At 77.2% G+C, this 19,596-nt stretch carries 18 protein-coding genes, 1 tRNA gene and 2 pseudogenes; 9 read left to right on the plus strand and 12 right to left on the minus strand.

Annotated elements, in window-relative coordinates; all coding sequences use genetic code 11:
- Nucleotides 1-29: 29 nt before the first annotated feature.
- Complete coding sequence (locus ACRYRX_RS08355) at nucleotides 30-1,655, minus strand: PP2C family protein-serine/threonine phosphatase (RefSeq protein WP_432511382.1); 1,626 nt, start codon at nucleotides 1,653-1,655, stop codon at nucleotides 30-32.
- Nucleotides 1,656-1,849: 194 nt separating this feature from the next.
- On the opposite strand from ACRYRX_RS08355, the gene ACRYRX_RS08360 reads away from it, so the two are divergent.
- Both ACRYRX_RS08360 and ACRYRX_RS08365 read left to right on the plus strand, forming a co-directional pair.
- Nucleotides 1,850-2,623 (plus strand): histidine phosphatase family protein, encoded by a 774-nt coding sequence (locus tag ACRYRX_RS08360; protein ID WP_432511383.1) that lies wholly within the window; start codon nucleotides 1,850-1,852, stop codon nucleotides 2,621-2,623.
- Complete coding sequence (locus tag ACRYRX_RS08365; protein ID WP_432511384.1) at nucleotides 2,620-3,510, plus strand: NAD(P)H-hydrate dehydratase; 891 nt, start codon at nucleotides 2,620-2,622, stop codon at nucleotides 3,508-3,510. The genes ACRYRX_RS08360 and ACRYRX_RS08365 overlap by 4 nt, the downstream gene beginning before the upstream one ends.
- Here ACRYRX_RS08365 and ACRYRX_RS08370 read toward each other — a convergent pair whose 3' ends face one another.
- The gene (locus ACRYRX_RS08370) at nucleotides 3,511-3,921 is read right to left on the minus strand and encodes a hypothetical protein (RefSeq protein WP_432511385.1); all 411 of its coding nucleotides are present in this window, start codon (nucleotides 3,919-3,921) and stop codon (nucleotides 3,511-3,513) included.
- Between the two features lie 262 nt (nucleotides 3,922-4,183).
- On the opposite strand from ACRYRX_RS08370, the gene ACRYRX_RS08375 reads away from it, so the two are divergent.
- Nucleotides 4,184-4,259 (plus strand) — tRNA-Arg (locus ACRYRX_RS08375).
- A 63-nt stretch (nucleotides 4,260-4,322) separates the two neighbouring features.
- Here the strand turns inward: ACRYRX_RS08375 and ACRYRX_RS08380 are convergent.
- Nucleotides 4,323-4,619: a hypothetical protein gene (locus ACRYRX_RS08380; protein WP_432511386.1), complete on the minus strand. Its 297-nt coding sequence runs from the start codon at nucleotides 4,617-4,619 to the stop codon at nucleotides 4,323-4,325.
- Nucleotides 4,620-4,766: 147 nt separating this feature from the next.
- Here ACRYRX_RS08380 and ACRYRX_RS08385 point away from each other — a divergent pair, with 147 nt between their 5' ends.
- A complete protein-coding gene (locus ACRYRX_RS08385; RefSeq protein WP_432511387.1) occupies nucleotides 4,767-5,492 on the plus strand; it encodes a M50 family metallopeptidase in 726 nt (241 codons plus the stop codon).
- 12 nt (nucleotides 5,493-5,504) lie between these two features.
- On the opposite strand, the gene ACRYRX_RS08390 is transcribed toward ACRYRX_RS08385, so the two are convergent.
- The gene (locus ACRYRX_RS08390; RefSeq protein WP_432511388.1) at nucleotides 5,505-6,560 is read right to left on the minus strand and encodes a carboxylate-amine ligase; all 1,056 of its coding nucleotides are present in this window, start codon (nucleotides 6,558-6,560) and stop codon (nucleotides 5,505-5,507) included.
- Nucleotides 6,561-6,624: 64 nt separating this feature from the next.
- On the minus strand, nucleotides 6,625-7,164 hold the full coding sequence (locus tag ACRYRX_RS08395; protein ID WP_432511389.1) for a VOC family protein: 540 nt from the start codon (nucleotides 7,162-7,164) through the stop codon (nucleotides 6,625-6,627).
- Nucleotides 7,165-7,246: 82 nt separating this feature from the next.
- Between ACRYRX_RS08395 and ACRYRX_RS08400 the strand changes: the two genes are divergently transcribed.
- Entirely contained in the window at nucleotides 7,247-8,032 is a 786-nt protein-coding gene (locus tag ACRYRX_RS08400) for an AraC family transcriptional regulator (RefSeq protein WP_432511390.1), read from the plus strand.
- Here ACRYRX_RS08400 and ACRYRX_RS08405 read toward each other — a convergent pair.
- Nucleotides 8,023-9,177: a hypothetical protein gene (locus ACRYRX_RS08405; protein ID WP_432511391.1), complete on the minus strand. Its 1,155-nt coding sequence runs from the start codon at nucleotides 9,175-9,177 to the stop codon at nucleotides 8,023-8,025. The genes ACRYRX_RS08400 and ACRYRX_RS08405 overlap by 10 nt on opposite strands.
- Nucleotides 9,178-9,195: 18 nt before the next feature.
- Complete coding sequence (locus ACRYRX_RS08410) at nucleotides 9,196-11,541, minus strand: putative bifunctional diguanylate cyclase/phosphodiesterase (RefSeq protein WP_432511392.1); 2,346 nt, start codon at nucleotides 11,539-11,541, stop codon at nucleotides 9,196-9,198.
- 52 nt (nucleotides 11,542-11,593) lie between these two features.
- Between ACRYRX_RS08410 and ACRYRX_RS08415 the strand changes: the two genes are divergently transcribed.
- Entirely contained in the window at nucleotides 11,594-12,520 is a 927-nt protein-coding gene (locus ACRYRX_RS08415; RefSeq protein WP_432511393.1) for an endo alpha-1,4 polygalactosaminidase, read from the plus strand.
- A gap of 14 nt (nucleotides 12,521-12,534) precedes the next feature.
- On the opposite strand, the gene ACRYRX_RS08420 is transcribed toward ACRYRX_RS08415, so the two are convergent.
- The gene (locus ACRYRX_RS08420) at nucleotides 12,535-13,077 is read right to left on the minus strand and encodes a dihydrofolate reductase family protein (protein ID WP_432511394.1); all 543 of its coding nucleotides are present in this window, start codon (nucleotides 13,075-13,077) and stop codon (nucleotides 12,535-12,537) included.
- Nucleotides 13,074-13,694, minus strand: coding sequence for a TetR/AcrR family transcriptional regulator (locus ACRYRX_RS08425; protein ID WP_432511395.1), 621 nt, complete (start codon nucleotides 13,692-13,694; stop codon nucleotides 13,074-13,076). The genes ACRYRX_RS08420 and ACRYRX_RS08425 overlap by 4 nt, the downstream gene beginning before the upstream one ends.
- Before the next feature lie 118 nt (nucleotides 13,695-13,812).
- Between ACRYRX_RS08425 and ACRYRX_RS08430 the strand changes: the two genes are divergently transcribed.
- Together ACRYRX_RS08430 and ACRYRX_RS08435 are read left to right on the plus strand one after the other, a co-directional pair.
- Nucleotides 13,813-14,709: a dihydrodipicolinate synthase family protein gene (locus tag ACRYRX_RS08430; RefSeq protein WP_432511396.1), complete on the plus strand. Its 897-nt coding sequence runs from the start codon at nucleotides 13,813-13,815 to the stop codon at nucleotides 14,707-14,709.
- Between the two features lie 82 nt (nucleotides 14,710-14,791).
- Complete coding sequence (locus ACRYRX_RS08435) at nucleotides 14,792-15,469, plus strand: universal stress protein (RefSeq protein ID WP_432511397.1); 678 nt, start codon at nucleotides 14,792-14,794, stop codon at nucleotides 15,467-15,469.
- Here ACRYRX_RS08435 and ACRYRX_RS08440 read toward each other — a convergent pair.
- Nucleotides 15,444-17,132 carry a GAF domain-containing sensor histidine kinase gene (locus ACRYRX_RS08440; protein WP_432511398.1) on the minus strand — a complete coding sequence of 563 codons (1,689 nt, stop codon included), beginning with the start codon at nucleotides 17,130-17,132 and terminating at the stop codon, nucleotides 15,444-15,446. The two genes, ACRYRX_RS08435 and ACRYRX_RS08440, sit on opposite strands and share 26 nt — an antisense overlap.
- 138 nt (nucleotides 17,133-17,270) lie before the next feature.
- Nucleotides 17,271-17,663, minus strand: coding sequence for a hypothetical protein (locus ACRYRX_RS08445; protein WP_432511399.1), 393 nt, complete (start codon nucleotides 17,661-17,663; stop codon nucleotides 17,271-17,273).
- A gap of 911 nt (nucleotides 17,664-18,574) precedes the next feature.
- Between ACRYRX_RS08445 and ACRYRX_RS08450 the strand changes: the two are divergent.
- Nucleotides 18,575-19,369 (plus strand): annotated as a pseudogene (locus tag ACRYRX_RS08450) (diguanylate cyclase domain-containing protein); the annotation flags it as partial.
- A gap of 151 nt (nucleotides 19,370-19,520) precedes the next feature.
- Here ACRYRX_RS08450 and ACRYRX_RS08455 read toward each other — a convergent pair.
- Nucleotides 19,521-19,596 (minus strand): annotated as a pseudogene (locus ACRYRX_RS08455) (helix-hairpin-helix domain-containing protein); the annotation flags it as partial.

The following is a 19,596-nucleotide window of genomic DNA, read 5'->3' on the forward strand; positions in this document are numbered from 1 at the left end:
AGGTTAGGCGTCACCGGGCGTCGATCCGGTCAGGCGGGCGGCTCCTGCGTGCCGTCCCGCATCGCCGGGACCAGCGGCACGCTCGCGGTGCCCCGCGCCAGGGCCACCAGGGTGACGTCGTCGCGGGCGCGGCCACCGCTGAAGCGGCGGGCGACGTCGAGCGCCTCGTCGACCAGCGCCTGCGGGGTCAGTTCCGGCAGCGCCCCCAGGGCCGCCAGGACCCCCTCGACGCCGAGCTCGTCGGTGCTGCCGGTGGGGCGGGCCTCGGTGAGCCCGTCGGTGTAGACGACCAGCACGGACCCGGGGGCCAGCGACGTGGTGCGGGTGCTCCAGCTGCCGGGCACGTCCAGGTGCAGCCACGACAGCAGCGGCCCGGTCGCCTCCAGCTCGGAGACCACCCGCACGCCCGACTCCCCGTCGTGGCGCAGGACGACCGGTGCGGGGTGCCCGGCGTTGGCGTAGGAGACGGTGCCGGAGTCGGGGTCCACCACCACGACGACGCAGCTGGCGAAGCGCTCGGCCTCGTCGGAGAAGACCCGCGCCGCCATCGCCAGCGCCAGGTCCGGTTCGGGGGCCAGGTGCAGGGCCGCCTCGAGGAGCCGCTTCAGCTGGATGGCGACGATCCCGGCGCGGGCCCCGTGGCCGGACACGTCGGCGACGACGACTGCGAAGCGTCCGTCCGCCAGCGGCAGCACGTCGTACCAGTCCCCGGCGAGCAGGCCCTCCGCGGGCCGCAGCGCCGCCGCCGAGGACCACCCCGGCACGACCGGCAGGTCGTGGGCGGTGAGCTGGTCGCGGACCTCGGCGACCAGCGGCTGCCCCTGCTGTAGCGCTTCGCGCGCTGAGACCGCGTCGGCGAGCTCGTCGAGGATGCGCCGGCGCATCGTCTCGGCCGAGGCGGCCACGGCGGCCAGCTCCGGTGGGCCCGGCAGCGCGACGGGCGTCTGCAGGTCCCCGCCGCCGACCCGCAGGAGCTGCTCGGACAGCGACCCCAGGGGGTGGATCACCCAGCGCCGCACCAGGTACAGGGCGGTGGGGACCAGCAGGAGGGCGATCGCGGCGACGACGAACTGGACGTAGCGGCTCTGGTCGCGCTGGTCGCGCAGCGCTTCGCGCTCGGCGTCCTGGAGCTCGACGATGCGCTCGTCGACCGGGTCGAGGTCCTGGTAGATCTTCAGGAAGGCCGTGGCGGCGGGGGCGTCGAGGATGGACCGGCTGAGCTGGACCGAGTCGCCCTGGCGCTTGAAGGACGCCTGCCGCTCGGTGGTGGCCCGCCAGGCGGCGGCGTCGTCGAGCACCTTGGTCAGCTGGGCCCGCAGCTGCTCGTCGGTCTCGTCGGAGCTGGCGGCGACGACGAGCGGCTCGCGCGCCCGCTCGTAGCGGAGCATGGTCTTCACCCGCCGGTCCTCGGTCTCCCGCAGCCTGCCCGTGTCGGAGGCGGTGACGTAGAGCTGGTGCACCGACTGGGCCTCGACGATGCTCTGCTGGAAGTCGGCGACCTGCTTGGAGACGGTCGCGGTCCCGCCCAGCGGCTCGTCCACCTCGTCCGGGGTGCGTGCCGTGCTGATGAGCAGCACCACGGTCAGCACCAGCACGATGAGCAGGAACGACACGCCCATGATGGAGACGCGCCGCTGCAGCGAGGTGCGCGTCATGAGCCGGTGCCACGACCTCGCCCCGCCGCTCAGCTCGCCACCCCCTCGACCACGCACGCCGGTGCCGGCCACCGACGGGACGGCCCCACCCTGTCACCCCCGCGCCCCCCGCGGGCCGCACCCGGTTCCACGTGCGCGCCGCGGGGATGGTTCCCAGCGGGCGCAAGAGCCCGGGAGGCGGTAGGGGTGGTCGGGTGAACGCCGCCGCCCGACATCCTGCCGGAATCGTCCTCGTGCGCCACGGGCAGTCGACGGGCAACCTCGCCGACGCCCGGGCCCGCTCCTCGCACGCCGAGGTGGTCGAGGTCGCCGAACGGGACGCCGACGTGCCGTTGTCGTCGCTGGGCCGGGCGCAGGCCCGGGCCGTGGCCCGGTGGCTGGCCGAGGACCCGCAGGCCCCGCCGGTCCCGGAGGTGATCGTCAGCTCCCCGTACCAGCGCGCCCACGACACCGCCCTGGCCGTCGCGCAGGAGCTGGCCGGCCGGGGCGCGGACCTGGCCGTGCGCACCGACGAGCGGCTGCGCGAGCGCGACCTGGGCTGGTGGGACGGCCTCACGGGGCTGGGGGTGCGGGCTCGCTTCCCCGAGGAGGCCGAGCGCCGGCAGCGGATCGGCAAGTTCTACTACCGGCCGCCGGGCGGGGAGAGCTGGTGCGACGTGGCCCTGCGCGTGCGGAGCCTGCTGGCCACGCTGCGCGAGGAGCACGCGGGCCGGCAGGTCCTGCTCGTGTCCCACCAGGCGGTGATCATGAACTTCCGGCTGGTGCTGGAGGACCTGGACGAGCGGACGCTGCTGGAGCTGGACGCGCGCGAACCCCTCGCGAACTGCTCGGTCACCGCGTACGCGGGCGACGGGACGGGCCTGCGGCTGGACCGCGCGGGCGACACCACCGCCGTGCGGGACGTGCGGGTCACCGACGACCCGGTGGACGACGAACCCCGCGAGGTCGACGAGGGGGTGTCGGCGTGAGCGCGGACGAGGCGGTCACCGTCACCTCCGCGGTGCTGCGGCGGTGGCCGTTGCCGCCGCCGGGGGTCGGCAAGGAGTCCCGCGGCCGCACGGTGGTCGTGGGCGGGAGCACGAAGACGCCGGGTGCGGTGCTGCTGTCGGCCGAGTCGGCGCTGCGCAGCGGCGCGGGCAAGCTGCAGGTCGCCACGACGCGGGACACGGCCACGGCGGTGGCGGTGGCGCTGCCGGAGGCGCTGGTGCTGGGGCTGCCGCAGACCGGCGAGGGCGGCATCGACCCCGCCTGCGCCGAGGACGAGGAGCTGGTGGAGCTGGTGCGGGGCGCCCACGCGGCCCTGCTCGGGGTGGGGGCGGTCGGCGAACCGGACGTGCGGGCCCTGCTGGAGACGCTGGTGCCGGGCCTGGGGAACACGGTCGTCCTGGACGCCCTGGGGCTGGCGCCGGTCACGGCCGACGCGACGTTCCTGCACCACCTGGAGGGTCAGGCGGTGCTGACGCCGAACCTGGCCGAGCTCGCGATCGTGCTGGACGCCGACCCCGAGGAGGTCGAGGGGGACGTCGGGGCCGCGGCCCTGGAACTCGCGCGCCGCAGCCGCTGCACGGTCGCCGCCGGGGGCGGCGAGTCGTGGGTCGCGGCGCCCGACGGGCGGCTGTGGCGGGACGCCTCCGGCGGGGCGGGCCTGGGCGTGTCCGGGTCCGGCGACGTGCTGTCGGGCATCGTCACGGGGCTGTGCGCCCGCGGCGCCGACCCCACGCAGGCCGCCGTGTGGGGCGTCCACCTGCACGGGCGGGCCGGGGACCGCCTGGCCGCCTCGGTCGGGCGGCTGGGGTTCCTCGCCCGCGAGCTGCCGCCGCAGGTGCCGGCCGTGCTCGCCGAGATCGAGGTCTGATCAGGCGAGCAGAGCGGCGGCGCTGGCGACGACGTCGCCGGCGGGGATGTCGAGCCGCCAGCTCGTCGCGGACCGGTTGGCGCAGGCGTCGGGGTCGCCCCCGGCGCCGGACCACGTCTGCGGCTGCGCGGTGACCTTCCACGCGCCGCCGCCCTGCTGGCGGGCGCGGGAGGCGAGCGCGTCGTCACCGGCGCGCAGCGCGGCGGAGGCGATGACGTCGACGGCGCGACCCAGCGAGCGGGCGTCGTAGAAGGCGATGGTGCAGCCGCCGTCGGCGACGGAGGTGGAGACGAGGATGCAGCCGGACTCGGCCAGCGCGGCGTCGAGCGCGGCGACGGCGGCCTGCTCGCGGGGCGCGCGACGGGCCGCGGGGATGCGAGCGCCGGCGGTGCGGGTGGTGGTGACGGACATGCGGGCCTGCTCCTCCGAGTGACGACGTCTGCCGGGCGCCGGAGTCCTCGTCGACGGGGTTCCGGCACCCGCAGAGGCCATCGGTCGTTGTTCCTGGCGCCTTGAGTGTAGGCACGCGACGGACCCGGTCTCGACCACACCCCGCACCGGTTCGCTTGCAGCGCAGAGGATCCCAACGACAGGCCGTCGTAGTACGGCGATGTCGAACGGACGGGGGTGCCTCGCGCACGGGCCGGCCGGCCTCCCGGTAAGCTGCCCGCGGGCCCCCATAGCTCAGGGGATAGAGCATCGGTTTCCTAAACCGTGTGTCGCAGGTTCGAATCCTGCTGGGGGCACCAGCGAACCCGTGGGTCACCGGGGCCGGGACCGGGGAACCGTGGTCGACGGATCGGCCACCGGTCTCAGTAGCCCGCGACCTCGCTGGCGGACTCGTAGCCGCAGCCGTAGCTGTCGGCCTGTTCGTTGAGGTCGTCCACCGCGTCCGAGAACCCGTCCCAGTCGTCGCTGATCTGCAGCGCGGCCCGGGCGACGGCCCGGTCCCCGGCGATCCGCTCGCAGACGGCCGGGTCGTACTCGGCGCCGGAACTGCTGCTGCCACCGCCGCCGCAGGCGCCCACCAGCGCGAGGAAGACGAGCGCGATGACGATGATGCCCAGGCACCCACCACCGGCACTACCGGCATCTCCGGATCCAGTCACGTCGACGGTGATCGGAGCGCGGGACGAAGTCCCTGAGCCCCCGCCACTCACGCGGCTCAACGGCACCACCGCGCACCGGCGCGCCGGCTCAGCCCCCGCACAGCCCCGTGCGCGACGCTGGACGCCGACGACCGGGAGGTGACGGACGTGACGGGCACCCGGAACGCGGTGGACCGCGCCCACGGGGTGTGGGACCTGCTGAGCACTCCCCTGCCCCCCGCCCCGGGCCGGCTGGTCCTGGTCGCCCTGCTCGTGGCGGCCGCCGCGGTCCTCGTCCCGGGGCTGTGGCGGGTGAGCCGGAACGTCGTGACGATCGCGCACGAGGGCGGTCACGCGCTGGCGGCGGTGGCGACGGGGCGGCGTCTGGCGGGGATCCGGCTGCACTCGGACACGTCCGGGGTGACGGTGTCGGCGGGCCGGCCGCGGGGCGCGGGGATGGTGCTCACGGCGGCCGCGGGGTACGTCGCGCCGTCGCTGGTGGGCCTGGCGGCGGCGTGGGTCCTGGCCGCCGGGTACGTGACGGCGGTGCTGTGGGGGACGCTGGCGCTGCTGGCCGCGGTGCTGCTGCAGATCCGCAACCCCTGGGGTGCCCTGACCGTCGTCGGCACGGGCGGGGCGGTGTTCGCCGTCACGTGGGCCACGCCGGACGCGGTGCAGCAGGGGTTCGCGCTGGTGCTGGCGTGGTTCCTGCTGCTGGCGGGCCCCGAACCGGTGGTGGAGCTGCAGCGCAAGCGCCGGCGCGGCGGAGCGCCGACCTCCGACGCCGACCAGCTGGCGCGGTTGACGGGTCTGCCGGGGCTGGTGTGGGTGGGGCTGTTCGGGGCCGCCACCGGCGCGGCGGCGCTCGCGGGGGCGGTCCTGCTGCTCGGCTGACCCCGGGGACGCTCAGCTCGACGTGGTCAGCTCCACGGCCCGCGCGACCATCTCCACCGGCCCCACCTGCGCGGCGGTGGCGCGCTGCCAGTCCGCGCCGGTCCCGCGCCGGGCCAGGTCGGCGAGACCGTCCGCGACGAGGTCGGCGTCCCCGTTCTCGCGCAACGCCTGCGCGACGTGGTCCAGGAGCTCGCCGAGCACCTCCACGGCGCGCGCGGGCCGCAGCGTCACCGGGGACACCAGGTCCCCGCCGAGGCCGTCGTGGGAGGCGCGCCAGGACGCGGCCCGCAGCTCGGCGACCGAGACGTCCGCGGGGGCACGGCCGTCGGCGGCCTCCCGGGCGGCGGTCTCGACCAGGGCGCGGGTCAGCGCGGCGAGCAGGACGGCGTCGCGGGCGTGCAGGCAGACGTCGGCGACCCGCACCTCCACGGTCGGCTGGTTCGCCGAGATGCGGGCGTCGAAGTACAGCTGCCCGGGGTCCAGGGGCACCCCGGTGGCCAGCAGCCGCGCGGCGGCGGCGTCGTACCCGGCGGCGTCGCCGAACAGCCCGGTGGGCCCGGCGGTGGGCCAGCGCTCCCACACGCGGGCGCGGAAGGAGGCGTAGCCGGAGTCCTCGCCCTGCCAGAACGGGGAGTTCGCCGACACCGCGAGCAGCACCGCGGTCCACGGGCGGACGCGGTCCAGCACGGCCGCGGCCTCGTCGCGGTCGGGCACCTCGACGTGGACGTGCGTGCCGCACGTCAGCTGCTCGCGCGCCAGCAGCCCGTACCGCTCGACGAGCCGCTCGTACCGCTCACCGGGCGTCACGACGGGGTCGGTGGGCAGCGGGTGGGTGGCCAGCGCGAGCAGTCCGCAGCCGCGCTCGGCCGCCAGCGCCGCGGTCCGGGCGCGGTGGCCGGTCAGGTCGGCCAGGGCGTCGGCGAGGTCGGTGTGCGGGGCGGTGCCGGTCTCGACCTGCTGGCGCTGCAGCTCGGTCTGCTCGTGCCCGGCCGCGGCGACGGCGGGACCGTCCAGCCGGGCCTGCCCCGTGGCCGGGTCGACCAGCAGGAACTCCTCTTCGATCCCCACGCGCCTCACCCCGCGATCGTGGAGCGTCGGCGTGGTCACCGCACGTCGGCGCCCGGCGCCCGGCTCAGCCCTGCCGGGCGGCCCACTCCCGCACGCGGCGGGCGCTCTCCTCCTCGGACAGGTCCTGCACCCGCGTCATGATCGACCAGCGGACGCCGAAGGGGTCGCGGACGCTGGCGAACCGGTCGCCGGAGACGAAGTCCGTGAGGGGTTCGCGGATCGTGGCGCCGGCGGCCTCGGCGCGGGCCACGACGGCGTCGGCGTCGGCGCAGTAGAACCCCAGGGAGTAGCAGTCGTCGTCCCCGGCGGGGGCGGGGACGAGGTGGAAGTCGGGGTTGGGTTCCCCGAGCTGCAGGTGGCCGTTCCCGAGGTCGAGGTCGGCGTGCACGACGATCCCGCCCACCTCGGTGACGTCGACGACGCGGGCGCCGAACACGTCGCGGTAGAACTCGACCGCCTCCTTGGCCCGCGGGACCGCCAGGAACGGGGTGAGGCTCGTCAGGCCGTGCGGGACGCCGCCGGTGGTGTGCTCTCCAGCGGTCCCTGCCGCGGTCTCTGCCGCGGTCTCTGCCGTGGTCTCTGCAGTGGTCTCTCCAGTGGTCATGGCCCCAGGGTGCCGGGGCCCCCGGCGTCCCGGCTTGGAGATTCGCGCCACCTCCGGGCGGGCGGCCCCTACGCTCGGCGCCGTGGTCCAGAGCTCGCGCGGCATCCTGTACCCGGCGCGGCTGCCCCGGTTCACCCGGCTCGCGCCGGCCCCGGAGGCCGCGGAGCTGGTGCGCTGGTTCTGGGTCCCGGAGTGGGACGTGGAGCCGGGTCGCGTCTCGCGCCAGCACGTCGTGGGCCACCCCGGCAGCAACCTCGTCGTGGAGTCCCGCGACGGCGGGTTCGTCGGTTTCGCGGGCCCGACCACGCGGCGCTCGCACCAGGACCTGACCGGCCGCGGGTGGGCCGTCGGGGCGCAGCTGCACCCGGCGGCCGTGCCCGCGTTCAGCGCCGACCCGGCCGCCGACCGGGACCGCTACCGCCGCCTGGACGAACCGGCCCTGCTGGCGGAGGTCACCGCGGCGATGACGTCCCCGGCCGCGGACCGCCTGGAACGGGCCACCGCGGCGCTGGGGCGTTTCCTGCGGCGCCGGGTCGGCCCGGTCGGGGAACAGGCCCGTGCCGCGAACGCCCTGGTCGACCTCGTCACCACCGACCCCGCGGTCGTGCGGCTGGAGGACGCCGCCGCGCGGCTGGCGCGGTCCCCGCGGACGCTGCAGCGGCTGGCGCGCCGCTACGTGGGGCTGTCCCCGGCGGCGATGATCCGCCGCCGCCGGCTGCAGGAGGCCGCCGAGCGGATCCGCACCGCACCGGGCGCGGACCTCGCCGCGATCGCCGCCGACCTGGGGTACGCCGACCACGCGCACCTGGCGAACGACTTCCGGCAGGTGCTGGGCCTGTCCCCCAGCGAGTACCGCCGTCAGGCCTGAACCGCGTCCGCCCCGGGAACCTCGTCGTCCTCGTCGTCCCCCTCGTCCTGGGGCCGGAAGAACCCGTCGACGACGTCGAGGACGGCCCCGGCGAAACCGGGGCGGGCCGTCCACGGTTCCACCGCCGACAGCACCCCGAGGTCCACGAGCCGGGTGAGGCGGGCCAGCGCCGCGGGCAGTTCCGCCTCGTCGCCGGCCGACTCCAGGAAACCCCGCAGTTCCCCCGACGTCACCGGTTGCAGGACCGAGCTGGTGACCACGGACAGGGCCCCGACGATCGCGCCGGGCGAGTCGGTGGAGGCCAGGACGCCGGTGACGACGGAGGCCAGCGCGAACGTCGCGGCCTGGTAGCGCCGTTCGGGGTCGGCGGCGCCGGGGACGGCGGTGCGCCCGTCGGCCACCTGGAGCACCCCGTCCCCGGCGAGGTCGAGCAGGAGGGCGACGGGGTCGACCTCGGGGACGTCGGCGAGCCGGGTCCGCAGCACCTCGACGGCGGGGCTGTCGGCGAGTTCCCGGCCGTCCAGGTCGACCCCGGCGGCGAGTTCGTCGAGGGCGGCCAGGAAACCCGCGACGACGGGCAGGGCGACCAGGTCGGCGAGGCGGTCGGCCGGCGGGACCCGGGCCTCGGCGGCGGCGAGGGCGTCGAGGACGCCGGCCTGCCCGGAGGCGGCGCCGCCGACGCCGCCGGAGGCGACGTCGAGGCAGTCGGCGAGCTCCTCCGGTTCCCCGGCCCACTCCTCGGTCTCGCCGAGGAACATGAGGTAGGACGTCCAGGCCAGGCGGGTCTCGTCGACGAGTTCCTGCGGGTCGAGGTCGTTGTGCTCGGCGACGGCGGGCACGATCTCGGTGAACAGCTCGGCGAGGTCGGCGGGGGTGAACGCGCGGGCCGCGGCGGGCGTGAGGTCGGTCTCGAAACTCAGCAGCAGCCAGCCGAGGGACTCCATGAGGCGGGCTTCGAGGTCCTCCACGGGCAGCGCGTCGGTGGCCCCACCGCCGCCGTCCTCGGCGTGCTCGGCCTCCAGGAACCGGCGGAACGGGACCTGCAGGTCCCCCAGCGCCCGCCCCCCGGCGCGCAGCGGGGACATCTGCGAGGACGTCGCGGGCTGCCGGGCGGGGTGGCCGCGGGACTTCTTCTTCTTGGGCACCGTCGTGAGCTTAGGCGTTCAGCCCGGCGGCGTCCGACCGGCCGCGTCGCGACCGGTCGCCACCGGGTGCGGGGCGCCTCCCGGTGCCGGGTCGTGCTCCGGGAACCGTTGCCGCAGCACCGGTTCGAGGTCGGACGGGGGCAGCGCCCGGCACCACAGCCAGCCCTGCCCGTGGGCGACGCCCATGCCGCGCAGGACGTCGCGCTGGGGGGCGGTCTCGACGCCCTCGGCGGTGACGGCCAGCCCGAGGGCGGTGCTGACGGCGACGACGGCGCGCACGACCTCCTCGTCGCGCGCGGAACGGCCGATGCCGTCGACGAAGCGCCGGTCGATCTTGACGCGGGTCACGGGGAAGTCCCGCAGGTAGCTGAGCGCGGAGTAGCCGGTCCCGAAGTCGTCGACGGCCAGTTCCACGCCGAGGCCGCGCAGTTCATGCAGGACGCCCAGGGTGGCCTCGTCGCCCTCCAGCATCGAGGACTCGGTGAGTTCCAGGACCACGGCGGGGCCGGGCAGCGCGTGGGCGTCCAGCAGGTGCGCCACGTCCGCGGCGAACCCGGGGTCGAACAGCTGCCGCGGGGAGACGTTGACCGAGACGGTGAACGCCCCGTCGACGACCCCGGCGGCCCGCCACGCGGCGAGCTGGGCCAGGGAGCGGGCCAGCACCGAGCGCCCGACCGCGACGATGAGGCCGGTGTCCTCCAGGGCGGGGACGAACCCGGTGGGCGGGACGGGCCCGACGCCGGGCCGGTCCCAGCGCAGCAGCGCCTCGACGCCGCGGGGGCGGCCGTCCTGGACGTCGACGACGGGCTGGTAGTGCACGTGGAACCCGTCGGTGGCCACGGCGTGCCGCAGCGCCGCCTCGAGGTCGAGGACGTGACCGACGTCGGTGCGCATGGACTCGTCGAACGTGGCCCACCGGTTGCGGCCCTGCGCCTTGGCCCGGTACATGGCGGCGTCGGCGTCGCGCAGCGCCTGGGTGGGTCCGGTCCGCAGGCTCGCGATGCCGACCGACCCGGTGACGACGACCTCCGTCGTGGACAGCCGCGCGGGTTCCCCCAGGGCGCTCAGCAGCGCCCGGGCGAGCTCCTCGACCTCGTCCCGGGTGCCGGTGGTGACGACGACGAACTCGTCCCCGGACAACCGCCCCACGACGGTGCCCCCGGTGCCGCCGGTGCCGCCGGTGACCGCGAGGATCCGGCGCGCGGTGAGCCGCAGCAGCTCGTCGCCGGCCTCGTGGCCCCAGCGGTCGTTGACGCGCTTGAACCCGTCGAGGTCGCAGAACAGCACCCACCGGCCGGTCCCGGCGGGGACCGGGCGGGCCAGCAGGTCGGCCGCGGCCCGGTCGACGGCGCTGCGGGTGGCGAGGTCGGTCAGCTCGTCGTGGCTGGCGCGGCGCTGCAGCACGGCCCGCGACCGGGCGTGCCCGTTGACGGCGGAGACGGCGCGGAAGACCAGCAGCGCGAAGACGAGCAGGAGGGTCGCCCCGGCGCAGACGCCGTAGGCGGTGCGGTGGGTCGGCGGCGGCCACGCCGCGAGGACGGCGACCGTCCCCAGGGACACCCCCAGGAGCACCAGCCGGGGGACGTTCCACGCCTCCTGCCCGGCGCTCTCCTCGCCGGCGGGGGTGCGCGCGACGCGGAACCGCGCCTGGGCCGGGTGCAGGGCCGCGGCCCCGAGCAGCAGGTACGCCAGGGCGTAGCAGGCGGCCGTCCCCTCCGGCGGCAACCCGGTCGGGCTCACCCGGGAGTAGCCGACGTCACCGGCGAGCAGCGCCGCGACCGCGGCGAGCAGCAGCCGGTTCGAGGGGTGCCGCGGGGCGGTGATGACGAGGTCGGCGGCCAGGCCGAGGACGACGACGTCGACGAGCGGGTGGACGCCGGCGAGGACCGCGGAGGTGCGGTCGGCGCCGTCGCCGGCCAGCGCCGGCAGCACCAGCAGCCGCAGGGCGGCCAGGCCCCCGGCGGCGGTGAGGACGAGGACGTCGACGACGACCTCGCGGCGCAGGCCGCCGTGGGCGTGCAGCAGCGCGGCGAGGGCGAACACGAGGGCGCCGTACCCGCACAGCGAGACGACGTCGGCGGCCTGGTGCAGCGGCCCGGACCGCGCCATCGACCACGGCCGCAGCGCCAGACCGACGCCGAACACCAGGCCGGCGGCGGACACCGCCCACCAGGCGGTGCGCGGTGCGGGGCGGTGCACGGCCGAGCCGGCGACGACGCCGAGCAGCCCGGCGCCGGCGCAGGCGCCGAGCAGGACGGCCGTAACCGTCTCGTCCAGGGGCAGCGCGAAGGCGAGCGCCACGAGCGCGAGCAGCCCGGCGAGGGCCCCGTCGAACCGTCGCCGTCCCGAACGCTGGTCCTGCACGTCCGCTCCTCCCGACCCGTCCAAGGTATCTAGAAGATCCTCGGGTGGGCGGGTGGTGCGCGGCACGGGGACGGCGATGATGGAGCACGTGCGGAACCTCCTCGCCCCCGCCCTGCTGCTGACGGCGCTGCTGGTGCCGTCCGCCTGCGGGACCGGACCGGCCGGCCCGGCGGCCGCGCCGACGCCGGAGCGGGCCACCGCCACGGCGGCACCGGGGCCGGTGGCCGCCGTCACCGTCCCCGCCGGGGTCACCCCGCCCCCGGCCGGGGCGGTGGCCGACTACCAGCTCGGCGGCCCGTACGAACCGGCCGCCGACGTCCGCGTCGTCGTCCGCGACCGCACCGCTGCCCCCGCGCCGGGGCTGTACTCGATCTGCTACGTCAACGCGTTCCAGACCCAGCCGGACGAGAACGGGTCCTGGTTCGCCCAGCACCCCGACCTGCTGCTGCGCGACGGCGAGGGCCGCCTCGTCGAGGACGAGGGGTGGCCCGGGGAGTACCTGCTCGACACCTCCACCCCGCAGCGGCGGGCCGCGCTCGCCGAGGTCGTCGGCGCCTGGGTCGACGGCTGCGCCGACGCCGGGTACCAGGCCGTCGAGCCGGACAACCTCGACTCGGCCACCCGGTCGGGGGGCGCGCTGCGGATGGAGGACGCCTACGCGTTCGCCGCGCTGCTGGCCGAGCGCGCGCACGCCCGCGGGCTGGCCTTCGCGCAGAAGAACACGCCGGACACGACGGCCGGGCAGGCCCGCGCGGCGGGGTTCGACTTCGCCGTCGCCGAGAGCTGCCAGGTGTACGCCGAGTGCGACGCCTACACCGCCGTCCACGGCGACCGGGTCCTGGAGGTCGAGTACTCCGACGACGGCGCCGAGAACTTCGCGGCGGCGTGCGCGGCGCGCGGCGGGACGATCTCGGTGGTGTACCGCGACCGGGAGGTCCTGCCCCGCGGCGTGCCCGGGTACGAGTTCGACCGCTGCTGAGCGGGGTGCCCCGCTCAGCCGCCGACGGCGTAGGTGGTCTGCACGAAACCGGCCCCGAGGACCCGGGTCCGCAGGTGCCGCAGGTCCACGTCGGCGGGCAGCGGCCCGAACAGCGGCAGGCCCCGCCCCAGCAGGACCGGCACGGTGGTGAGGGTAATCTCCCCGATGAGCCCGGCGGCCAGGAAGGACTGCACGACCCGGCCCCCGTCGACGTAGACGCGCCGGGCACCGGCCGCGGTCAGGGCGGCCACGGCGCTGTCCAGGTCGGGCACGACGTGCACGCGGGGGTCGGCACCGGGGACGGCGCGGCGGCTGAGGAGGAGGACCGTGCGCCCGGGGTAGGGCCAGGTGTCGAAGGTGAGGGCCTTCTCGTAGGTGCCGCGCCCCATCACCAGGGCGTCGATCCCGGCCGTGAACTCGTCGTAGCCCGTCTCCCCCGCCTGCGCGCCGCGCCGGGTGAGCCAGTCGATGTCGCCGTCGGGGCGCGCGATGAAACCGTCGAGGCTGGTGGCGATGAAGACGGCCCCGGTGAAGGGGGTGGTGGGCGGGGTGGTCACGGGCGGGTTCCTCTCGTGGGGCGGGCGGGGTGGGGGGCGAGGTGGGGAGCCAGGACGGCGTCCACGGCGGCGCGCAGGTCGTCCTCCAGCGGGCCGGTACCGGTGAGCGGCCAGACCGTGAGGACGCCGTTGTGCGTGAGGTGGACGGTGCGGGCCAGGGCCGTGGCGTCGACGCCGGGCCGCAGTTCCCCGGCCGCCACCGCCTCGCCCAGGAGCTCGGCGATCCGCTGCTGCACGCGGTGGGCGTGGGCCGCGGCGATCGACCGGAACTCCTCGTCGACCAGGTCCAGCTGCAGGAAGCTGAGGCTGTTGGCCAGTTCGGTGCGCTCGCGCACCGGTTCGGTCATCGCCACCAGCGCCGCGCGCAGGGCCTGCAGCGGGGACCGGGCCCCGTCGCGGGCCGCGGCGAAGCAGGTGTCGCCGTCGTCCAGGCTGCGCCGGGCGAAGTCCAGCAGCAGCCGCCGCTTGGAGCCGACGCGCTGCACCAGCCCGGCGGCGGACAGGCCGGCCTGCGCGGCGACGGCCGCGACGGTGGTGCCCTGGAGCCCGTGGCGGCGCAGGACGGCGGCGGTGGCGGCGTGGATCGCCTCGTCGCTCACGGTGCGGGGACGTGCCACCGCCGGACCTCCGATCACCTCGACCCGTCGTTACTTAACGACCATACGTTAACGAACGGGGGCGGGGCAACCGGCGGGCGAACCCCTACCCTCACCCGGAGATCACCAGGAGGCCCCCGTGTTCGGTCCGCTGTCCGCCTTCCCCCTCACCCCGCTGGACGGGGACGCCGTCGACGAGCGCGGGTTCACCGCGCTCGTCGAGCGCATCGCGGCCGCCGGGGCCGACTCGGTCGGCGCCCTGGGCTCGACCGGCGGGTACGCCTACTTCGACCGCGCCCAGCGCGCCCGGCTGGCCCGGCTGGCGGTGCGGGCCGCCGGGGACGTCCCCGTGCTGGTCGGCATCGGCGCGTTCACCACCCGCGAGGTGCTCGGGGTCGCCGAGGACGCCCAGCGGGCCGGCGCGGCGGCCCTGCTGCTGGCGCCGGTGTCCTACCAGCCGCTGACCGCAGAGGAGGTCCTCGGCCTCTACGAGGACGTGACCCGGGAGGTGTCGGTGCCCGTCTGCGTCTACGACAACCCCGGCACCACCGGGTTCACCTTCACCGACGACCTGCGCGCCCGGGTCGCGGGACTGCCCGGGGTGGCCTCGCTGAAGCTGCCCGGCGTCCCCGCCGGCCCCGGGGCCGCGCGGGCCTGGGTGGACGGGCTGCGGGCGGCGGTGCCGCAGGACGTGACGCTGGGCGTCGCGGGCGACGCCCACGCCGTGCGGGGGCTGCGCGCCGGGTGCGACACCTGGTACTCGGTGATCGCCGGGGTGCTGCCCCGCACGTGCGTCGCGCTGACCGCCGCCGTGCGCGCCGGCGACGAGGAGCAGGTCGCGGAGATCGGCGCCCGGCTGGAGCCGTGGTGGGCGCTGTTCGCCGCCCACGGCAGCCTGCGGGTCGTCGCCGCGCTCGCCGAGCGGTCCGGGCTGCTGGCCCGGGCCGGTCTGCCGCGGCCGCTGCGGGACCTGCCCGCCGCCGGGCGGCGTGAGGTGGCCGCCCTCCTGGCCGCCGGCGGGTTCGACGAGGGCTGACTCCCGCGACCGGCCCGACCGACGGCCCCGGCCGTGACCAACGACCCTGTCGCCCACCCGCCGCACGCGCTGGGATGGGTGCGTGAACAGCGAACGCCCCGACGACCGGCCCGTGGTCGTCGGCGTCGACGGCTCCCCCGCCGCGGCCGCGGCGCTGCGGTTCGCCGTCCAGCACGCCGCCGGGGAACGGGCACCGCTGCGCGTCGTGGGCGTGGCCCACGACCTCGACTCCCTGCCCGAGGCCGAGCAGGCGCTCGCCGAGGCCGGCCGGGTGCTGCGCGGGCGCGGGCCCGCCGACGCCCTCACCCGCCTGGGCCTGGGCCCGGTCGTCCCCGTCCTGAGGGCCGAGGCCGGCGGCGCGCGACTGCTGGTGGTGGGCCGCACGCCGGTGCTGGGACCGGTCGCCGCCGAGCTCCTCGCGACGTGCCCGGTGCCGCTGGCGCTGGTCCCCGCCGACACCCTCCCCGACCGCGGGACCCGGCGCGGCGACGTCGCCGGGCACGACGTCCTGGTGTCCCTGGCCGGGGACGACTCCGACGGCCCGGTCCTGGCCGCCGGGCGCGGGTGCGCGGTCCGGCGCCGGTCCCGGCTGCACGTCCTGCACACCCTGCGCGCGCCCACCGACCCCCGCCCGGTCGTGCGGGAGGCCGCGGCCCACGCGTGCCTGGTGGTGATGGCGAACTCCGGGCGGCCGACCGCGGACCTGCTGGCCCAGCTCGACGGCCCGGTGCTGCTCATGCCCCGGTCGGCACCGGGCTGAGCGGGACCCGCCACCGCACCCGCGTCCCGCGGCCCGCACCGGCGTGGGCCGGGGAGTCGACCTGGAAGCTGCCCCCGAGGTCGCGGGCGCGCTCCTCCAGGTTCGCCAGCCCGCTGCGCCGCGACGAACCCCCCAGCCCCACCCCGTCGTCGGTGACGGTCAGCGTCAGCTGCCCGCCCGACACCTCCAGCCGCACCACGACCGACGTGGCCCGGGCGTGCCGGGCGCAGTTCGACAGCGACTCGCGCAGCGCGGCGCGGACGTGGTCGGCCAGCTCCCCCGACACCGTCGAGGTCTGCGGGCCGCTGACCAGCAGCGACGGCGTGAAACCCAGCAGGTCGCCGAACTCCTCGGTGAGGTCGCGCAGCTCGACGGCGATGTCCTCCTCCGGCGCCGAGCGGCGCAGCTGGAAGATCGTCGCGCGGATCGTGCGGATCGTCTCGTCGCCGGACGTGATGAGCCCGCGCAGGGCCTGCGCCGTCTCGGCGTCGCCGCAGCGGGCCGCGAGCGCCGACAGGCGCAGGCCGCTGGCGAACAGCTGCTGGATGACGTGGTCGTGCAGGTCGCGGGCGATGCGGTCGCGCTCGTCCAGCAGCGCGATGGTCCGCCGGTTCTGCTGGGCCCGGCCCAGTTCCATCGCCAGGCTGACGTGCCCGGCGAAGTCGGCCGCCATCGCGCGGTCCTCCTCGTCGTAGCGGCGGCCGGCGCGGGCGCGCGCCAGCCACACCAGCCCCGGGCGCTGCGAGCCGTCCTCGGGGATGTGCACGAGCATCGCCGGGCCGTCGGGCCCGAACCCGGGCGCGGGGGTCGGCCCGTCGGTGAAGCGCGACCGGGGCCAGGTGGTGCCCAGCAGCGCGTCGGCGCCCTCGCCGTCGGCGGCGACGACCTGGACGCGGTCCTGCCCCTCGGGGCTGCGGGGGTCGGCGACGAGGACGGCGGCGAGGTCGGCCTCGGCGGCCAGGAGGGCGCGGCGGGCCACCAGGGACAGCGCCGGGGTGTCCTCGGCGAGCAGGTCCCGCACGATGTCGGCGGAGGCGCGCAGCCACCGCTGCCGCCGTTCGGCGACGTCGAACAGGCGGGCGTTGTCGATGGCGACCCCGGCGGCCGAGGCCAGCGCCACGAGCAGCTCCTCGTCCTCGGCGGAGAACTCCGCGGGCTGCCCGGCCGCGGACTTCTCGGTCAGGTAGAGGTTGCCGAAGACGCGGTCGCGGACCCGGACGGGGGCGCCCAGGAACGTGCGCATCGGCGGGTGCCCCGGCGGCAGGCCGGCCGCGGAGGGGTGCGCGCCCAGGTCGGCCACCCGCAGCGGTTCGGGGTGGCGGATGAGCTGGCCGAGCAGGCCCGCCCCGCGCGGCAGCGGGCCGATGCCGGCGGCGACGTCGTCGTCGACGCCGACGGTGATGAACTCGCTCAGCCGCCCGTCGGTGCCGATGACGCCCAGCGCGCCGTACCGGGCGCCGAGCAGGTCGCACGCCGCCTGGGTGATGCGGCGCAGCAGGACCGGCAGGTCGAGGTCGGAGCTGATGGCGCGGGTCGCGGCCAGCAGGCCGCGCAGCCTGCCCTGGGTGCCCAGGACGTCCTGGGCCCGTTCGATGAGCTGCTCCAGCAGCTGGTCGAGCTCCAGGCGGCCCACCGCGGGGAAGCGCACGATCTCCGGTTCCACCGGGTCATCGAACCACCGGGCGGGGGTGCGGCGCGGGCCCGGGGCCGGGCGGGTGCGCGGGCCGGGCACCTGCGGCCCGGTCGCCGGGCCGCACGGTCCCCTGGTTCTCCGGGAGGTCCGTCCCGCCGGCGGGCCGGCTCAGACGAGCCGGCGCTCGGAGTGGTTCAGCCGCGCCAGCAGGACGGTCGAGATCACGTCCCGGGAGGCCACGGCCCGGCGCACCCGGCGGCCGTCCTCGACGACGACCACCTCCGGGGCGGGCAGCCCGATGCCCCGCAGCGCGTGGGCGGCCTCCCGCCGCAGCACCTGCCCCGGGCGCAGCGCGGCCAGCTCGGCCCGGACGGTCTCGGGCAGCCCCTGCCACCACGCGACGACGGCCGGGTCCGGTTCCCTCCGCACGTACCCGGAGCCACCCCAGGCCCCGGTCCCCCCCTGCTCCCCCGTCTGGTCCCCCGTCTGGTCCCCCGTCTGGTCCCCCGTCTGCTCCTCCACCTGCTCGACACCCTCCTGCCGGTCCGCGTGCGCACTCACCCCGGAACTGTGCTGGACGGCGCGCCCGAGCGCGCGCCGAACCCGTTCGGGCGATCGGGGCCGCCGGGGCGGCGGCCGACGATCAGGGCGTGCTGTCCGTCCTGATCGTGCTGCGCACCCTGGCCGTCGCGGGGGCGTTCGCGCTGCTGCTGCACCGGGTGCGCCGCGAGACGGCGGCCCGGCCCACCTGGCGCGCCTACGCCGCCGCGTTCGGGCTGCTGACCGCGGGCAGCGCCCTGGAGGCGGCGGTGCTGCTCGGCGGGATCCCCGTGGGCCGGGCGGGGCTGGCGCTGGCGCTGCCGCTGCGGCTGTCCAGCACCGCGGCGTGCTTCCTCCTCTACACCGGCGTGGTCCGGTGGGTGCGCGCGCACGAGAAGAGCCGGCCCGCCGGGCGCGTCGACCGGCTCGTCGGCCTCAGCTGCGTCCTGGGGGTCGCGGGGGTCCTCAACGTCGTCGTCGACGTGGGCACCGGCTCCGCCGGCCTGGCCCAGCAGGTGCGCTGGCTGCACGTCAGCTCGCTGGTGGTGCTGCTGACCGCGCTGGTCCTCGCCTCGCTGTCGCTGCCGCGCGCCGTCGCCGGCCGCGCGCGGGTCGTCGCCGCCGCCGTCGTCGCGGTGCTGCTCACCCAGGTCGGGTACGTCCTGGCCGGGCCGCGCACGGGCGTCGTCCTCGCCGCCTGGGGCGCGTGGGTGCTGCTGGCCGGCGCGTACGGCTGGCTGTCGCTGCGGCGCCCGGTGCCGGTCTCGCGCCAGGAGCCCTCGACGTTCGCGGTGCCCGCCGCCAGCTCCGCGGGGCTGCTGCTGGGGCTGGCCGCCGTGGTGGGGGCCGGGTTGCGGCCCGCCCCGGCGCACTGGGCGCTGGTGTTCGGCGCCGCCGCCGTCGCGGGGTCGGCGGCGCGCCTGGTCCGCCTCGTGCGCGACCTCGCCGACCACGACCGGGCCCGCCGGCAGGCCGGGACCGACGACCTCACGGGGCTGGCGAACCGGCGGGAGTTCCTGCGCCGCCTGGGCCTGGAGACGGGCGCCGGGTCCGCGTTCGGCGTCCTGCTGCTCGACCTCGACCGGTTCAAGGAGGTCAACGACCAGCACGGGCACGCCGTCGGCGACGAGCTGCTCACCGCCACCGCCGCCCACCTCGAGCGGGCGCTGCCGGCGGGGGCGTCGCTGGCCCGCCTCGGCGGTGACGAGTTCGCCGCGATCCTGCCCGGCGCCGGCCCGCAGGACGCCGTCGCCACGGCCCGGGACCTGCTGAGCGCGGTCGCCGCCGCCGGGATCGGCGCGAGCGCGGGCGTGGCGACCTCGACGGGGACCGAGGGCCTGACCGGCACCGAGCTGCTGCGCCGCGCCGACGCGGCGATGTACGCGGCCAAGGGGTCCGGGGACGGCGTGGCCGTCCACGACGACGCCGCCGACCGCGCCTGGCGCGAACGCCTGGCCCTGTCGGACGAGCTGCTCGCGCTGCTGGGCCCGGACGCCCCGGCGGGGGCCTCGGACCAGTTCGAGGTCCACTACCAGCCGCAGGTCTGCGCCGGTGGCGACGTCGTGGGCGTGGAGGCGCTGGTCCGCTGGCGCCACCCGCGCCGGGGGCTGCTGGCCCCCGGGGCGTTCCTGGACGTCGTGGAGGAACGCCGGCTGCTGCCCGCGTTGACGGTCCACGTCGCCCGGCGCGCCGTCGCCGACCTGTCCGCCTGGCGCGCGGCCGGCCACGACCTGCGGCTGTCCATCAACACCTCCAGCACGTACCTGTCCGACCCGCAGCTGCTGCGGCGGGGGGGGGGGGGGGGGGGGGGGGGGGGGGGGGCCCCGCGCGGGGGGGGGGGGGGGGGGGGGGGGGGGGGGCGCCCGGCCCCCCCCCCCTCGACCCGAACTGCTCGGCCAGCGCCCGGGCCGCGGTCGGGCCGACGTGCCGGATCGACAACCCGACCAGGACCCGC

This window comes from Kineococcus lubricus (genome assembly GCF_050871965.1).
In the GTDB taxonomy this organism is placed as follows: domain Bacteria; phylum Actinomycetota; class Actinomycetes; order Actinomycetales; family Kineococcaceae; genus Kineococcus.

Coding starts and splice junctions, on each gene's coding strand:
- ACRYRX_RS08355 (WP_432511382.1), bottom strand. CDS start 1,655: ATGACGCGCACCTCGCTGCAGCGGCGCGTCTCCATCATGGGCGTGTCG.
- ACRYRX_RS08370 (WP_432511385.1), bottom strand. CDS start 3,921: ATGTCCGTCACCACCACCCGCACCGCCGGCGCTCGCATCCCCGCGGCC.
- ACRYRX_RS08395 (WP_432511389.1), bottom strand. CDS start 7,164: ATGACCACTGGAGAGACCACTGCAGAGACCACGGCAGAGACCGCGGCA.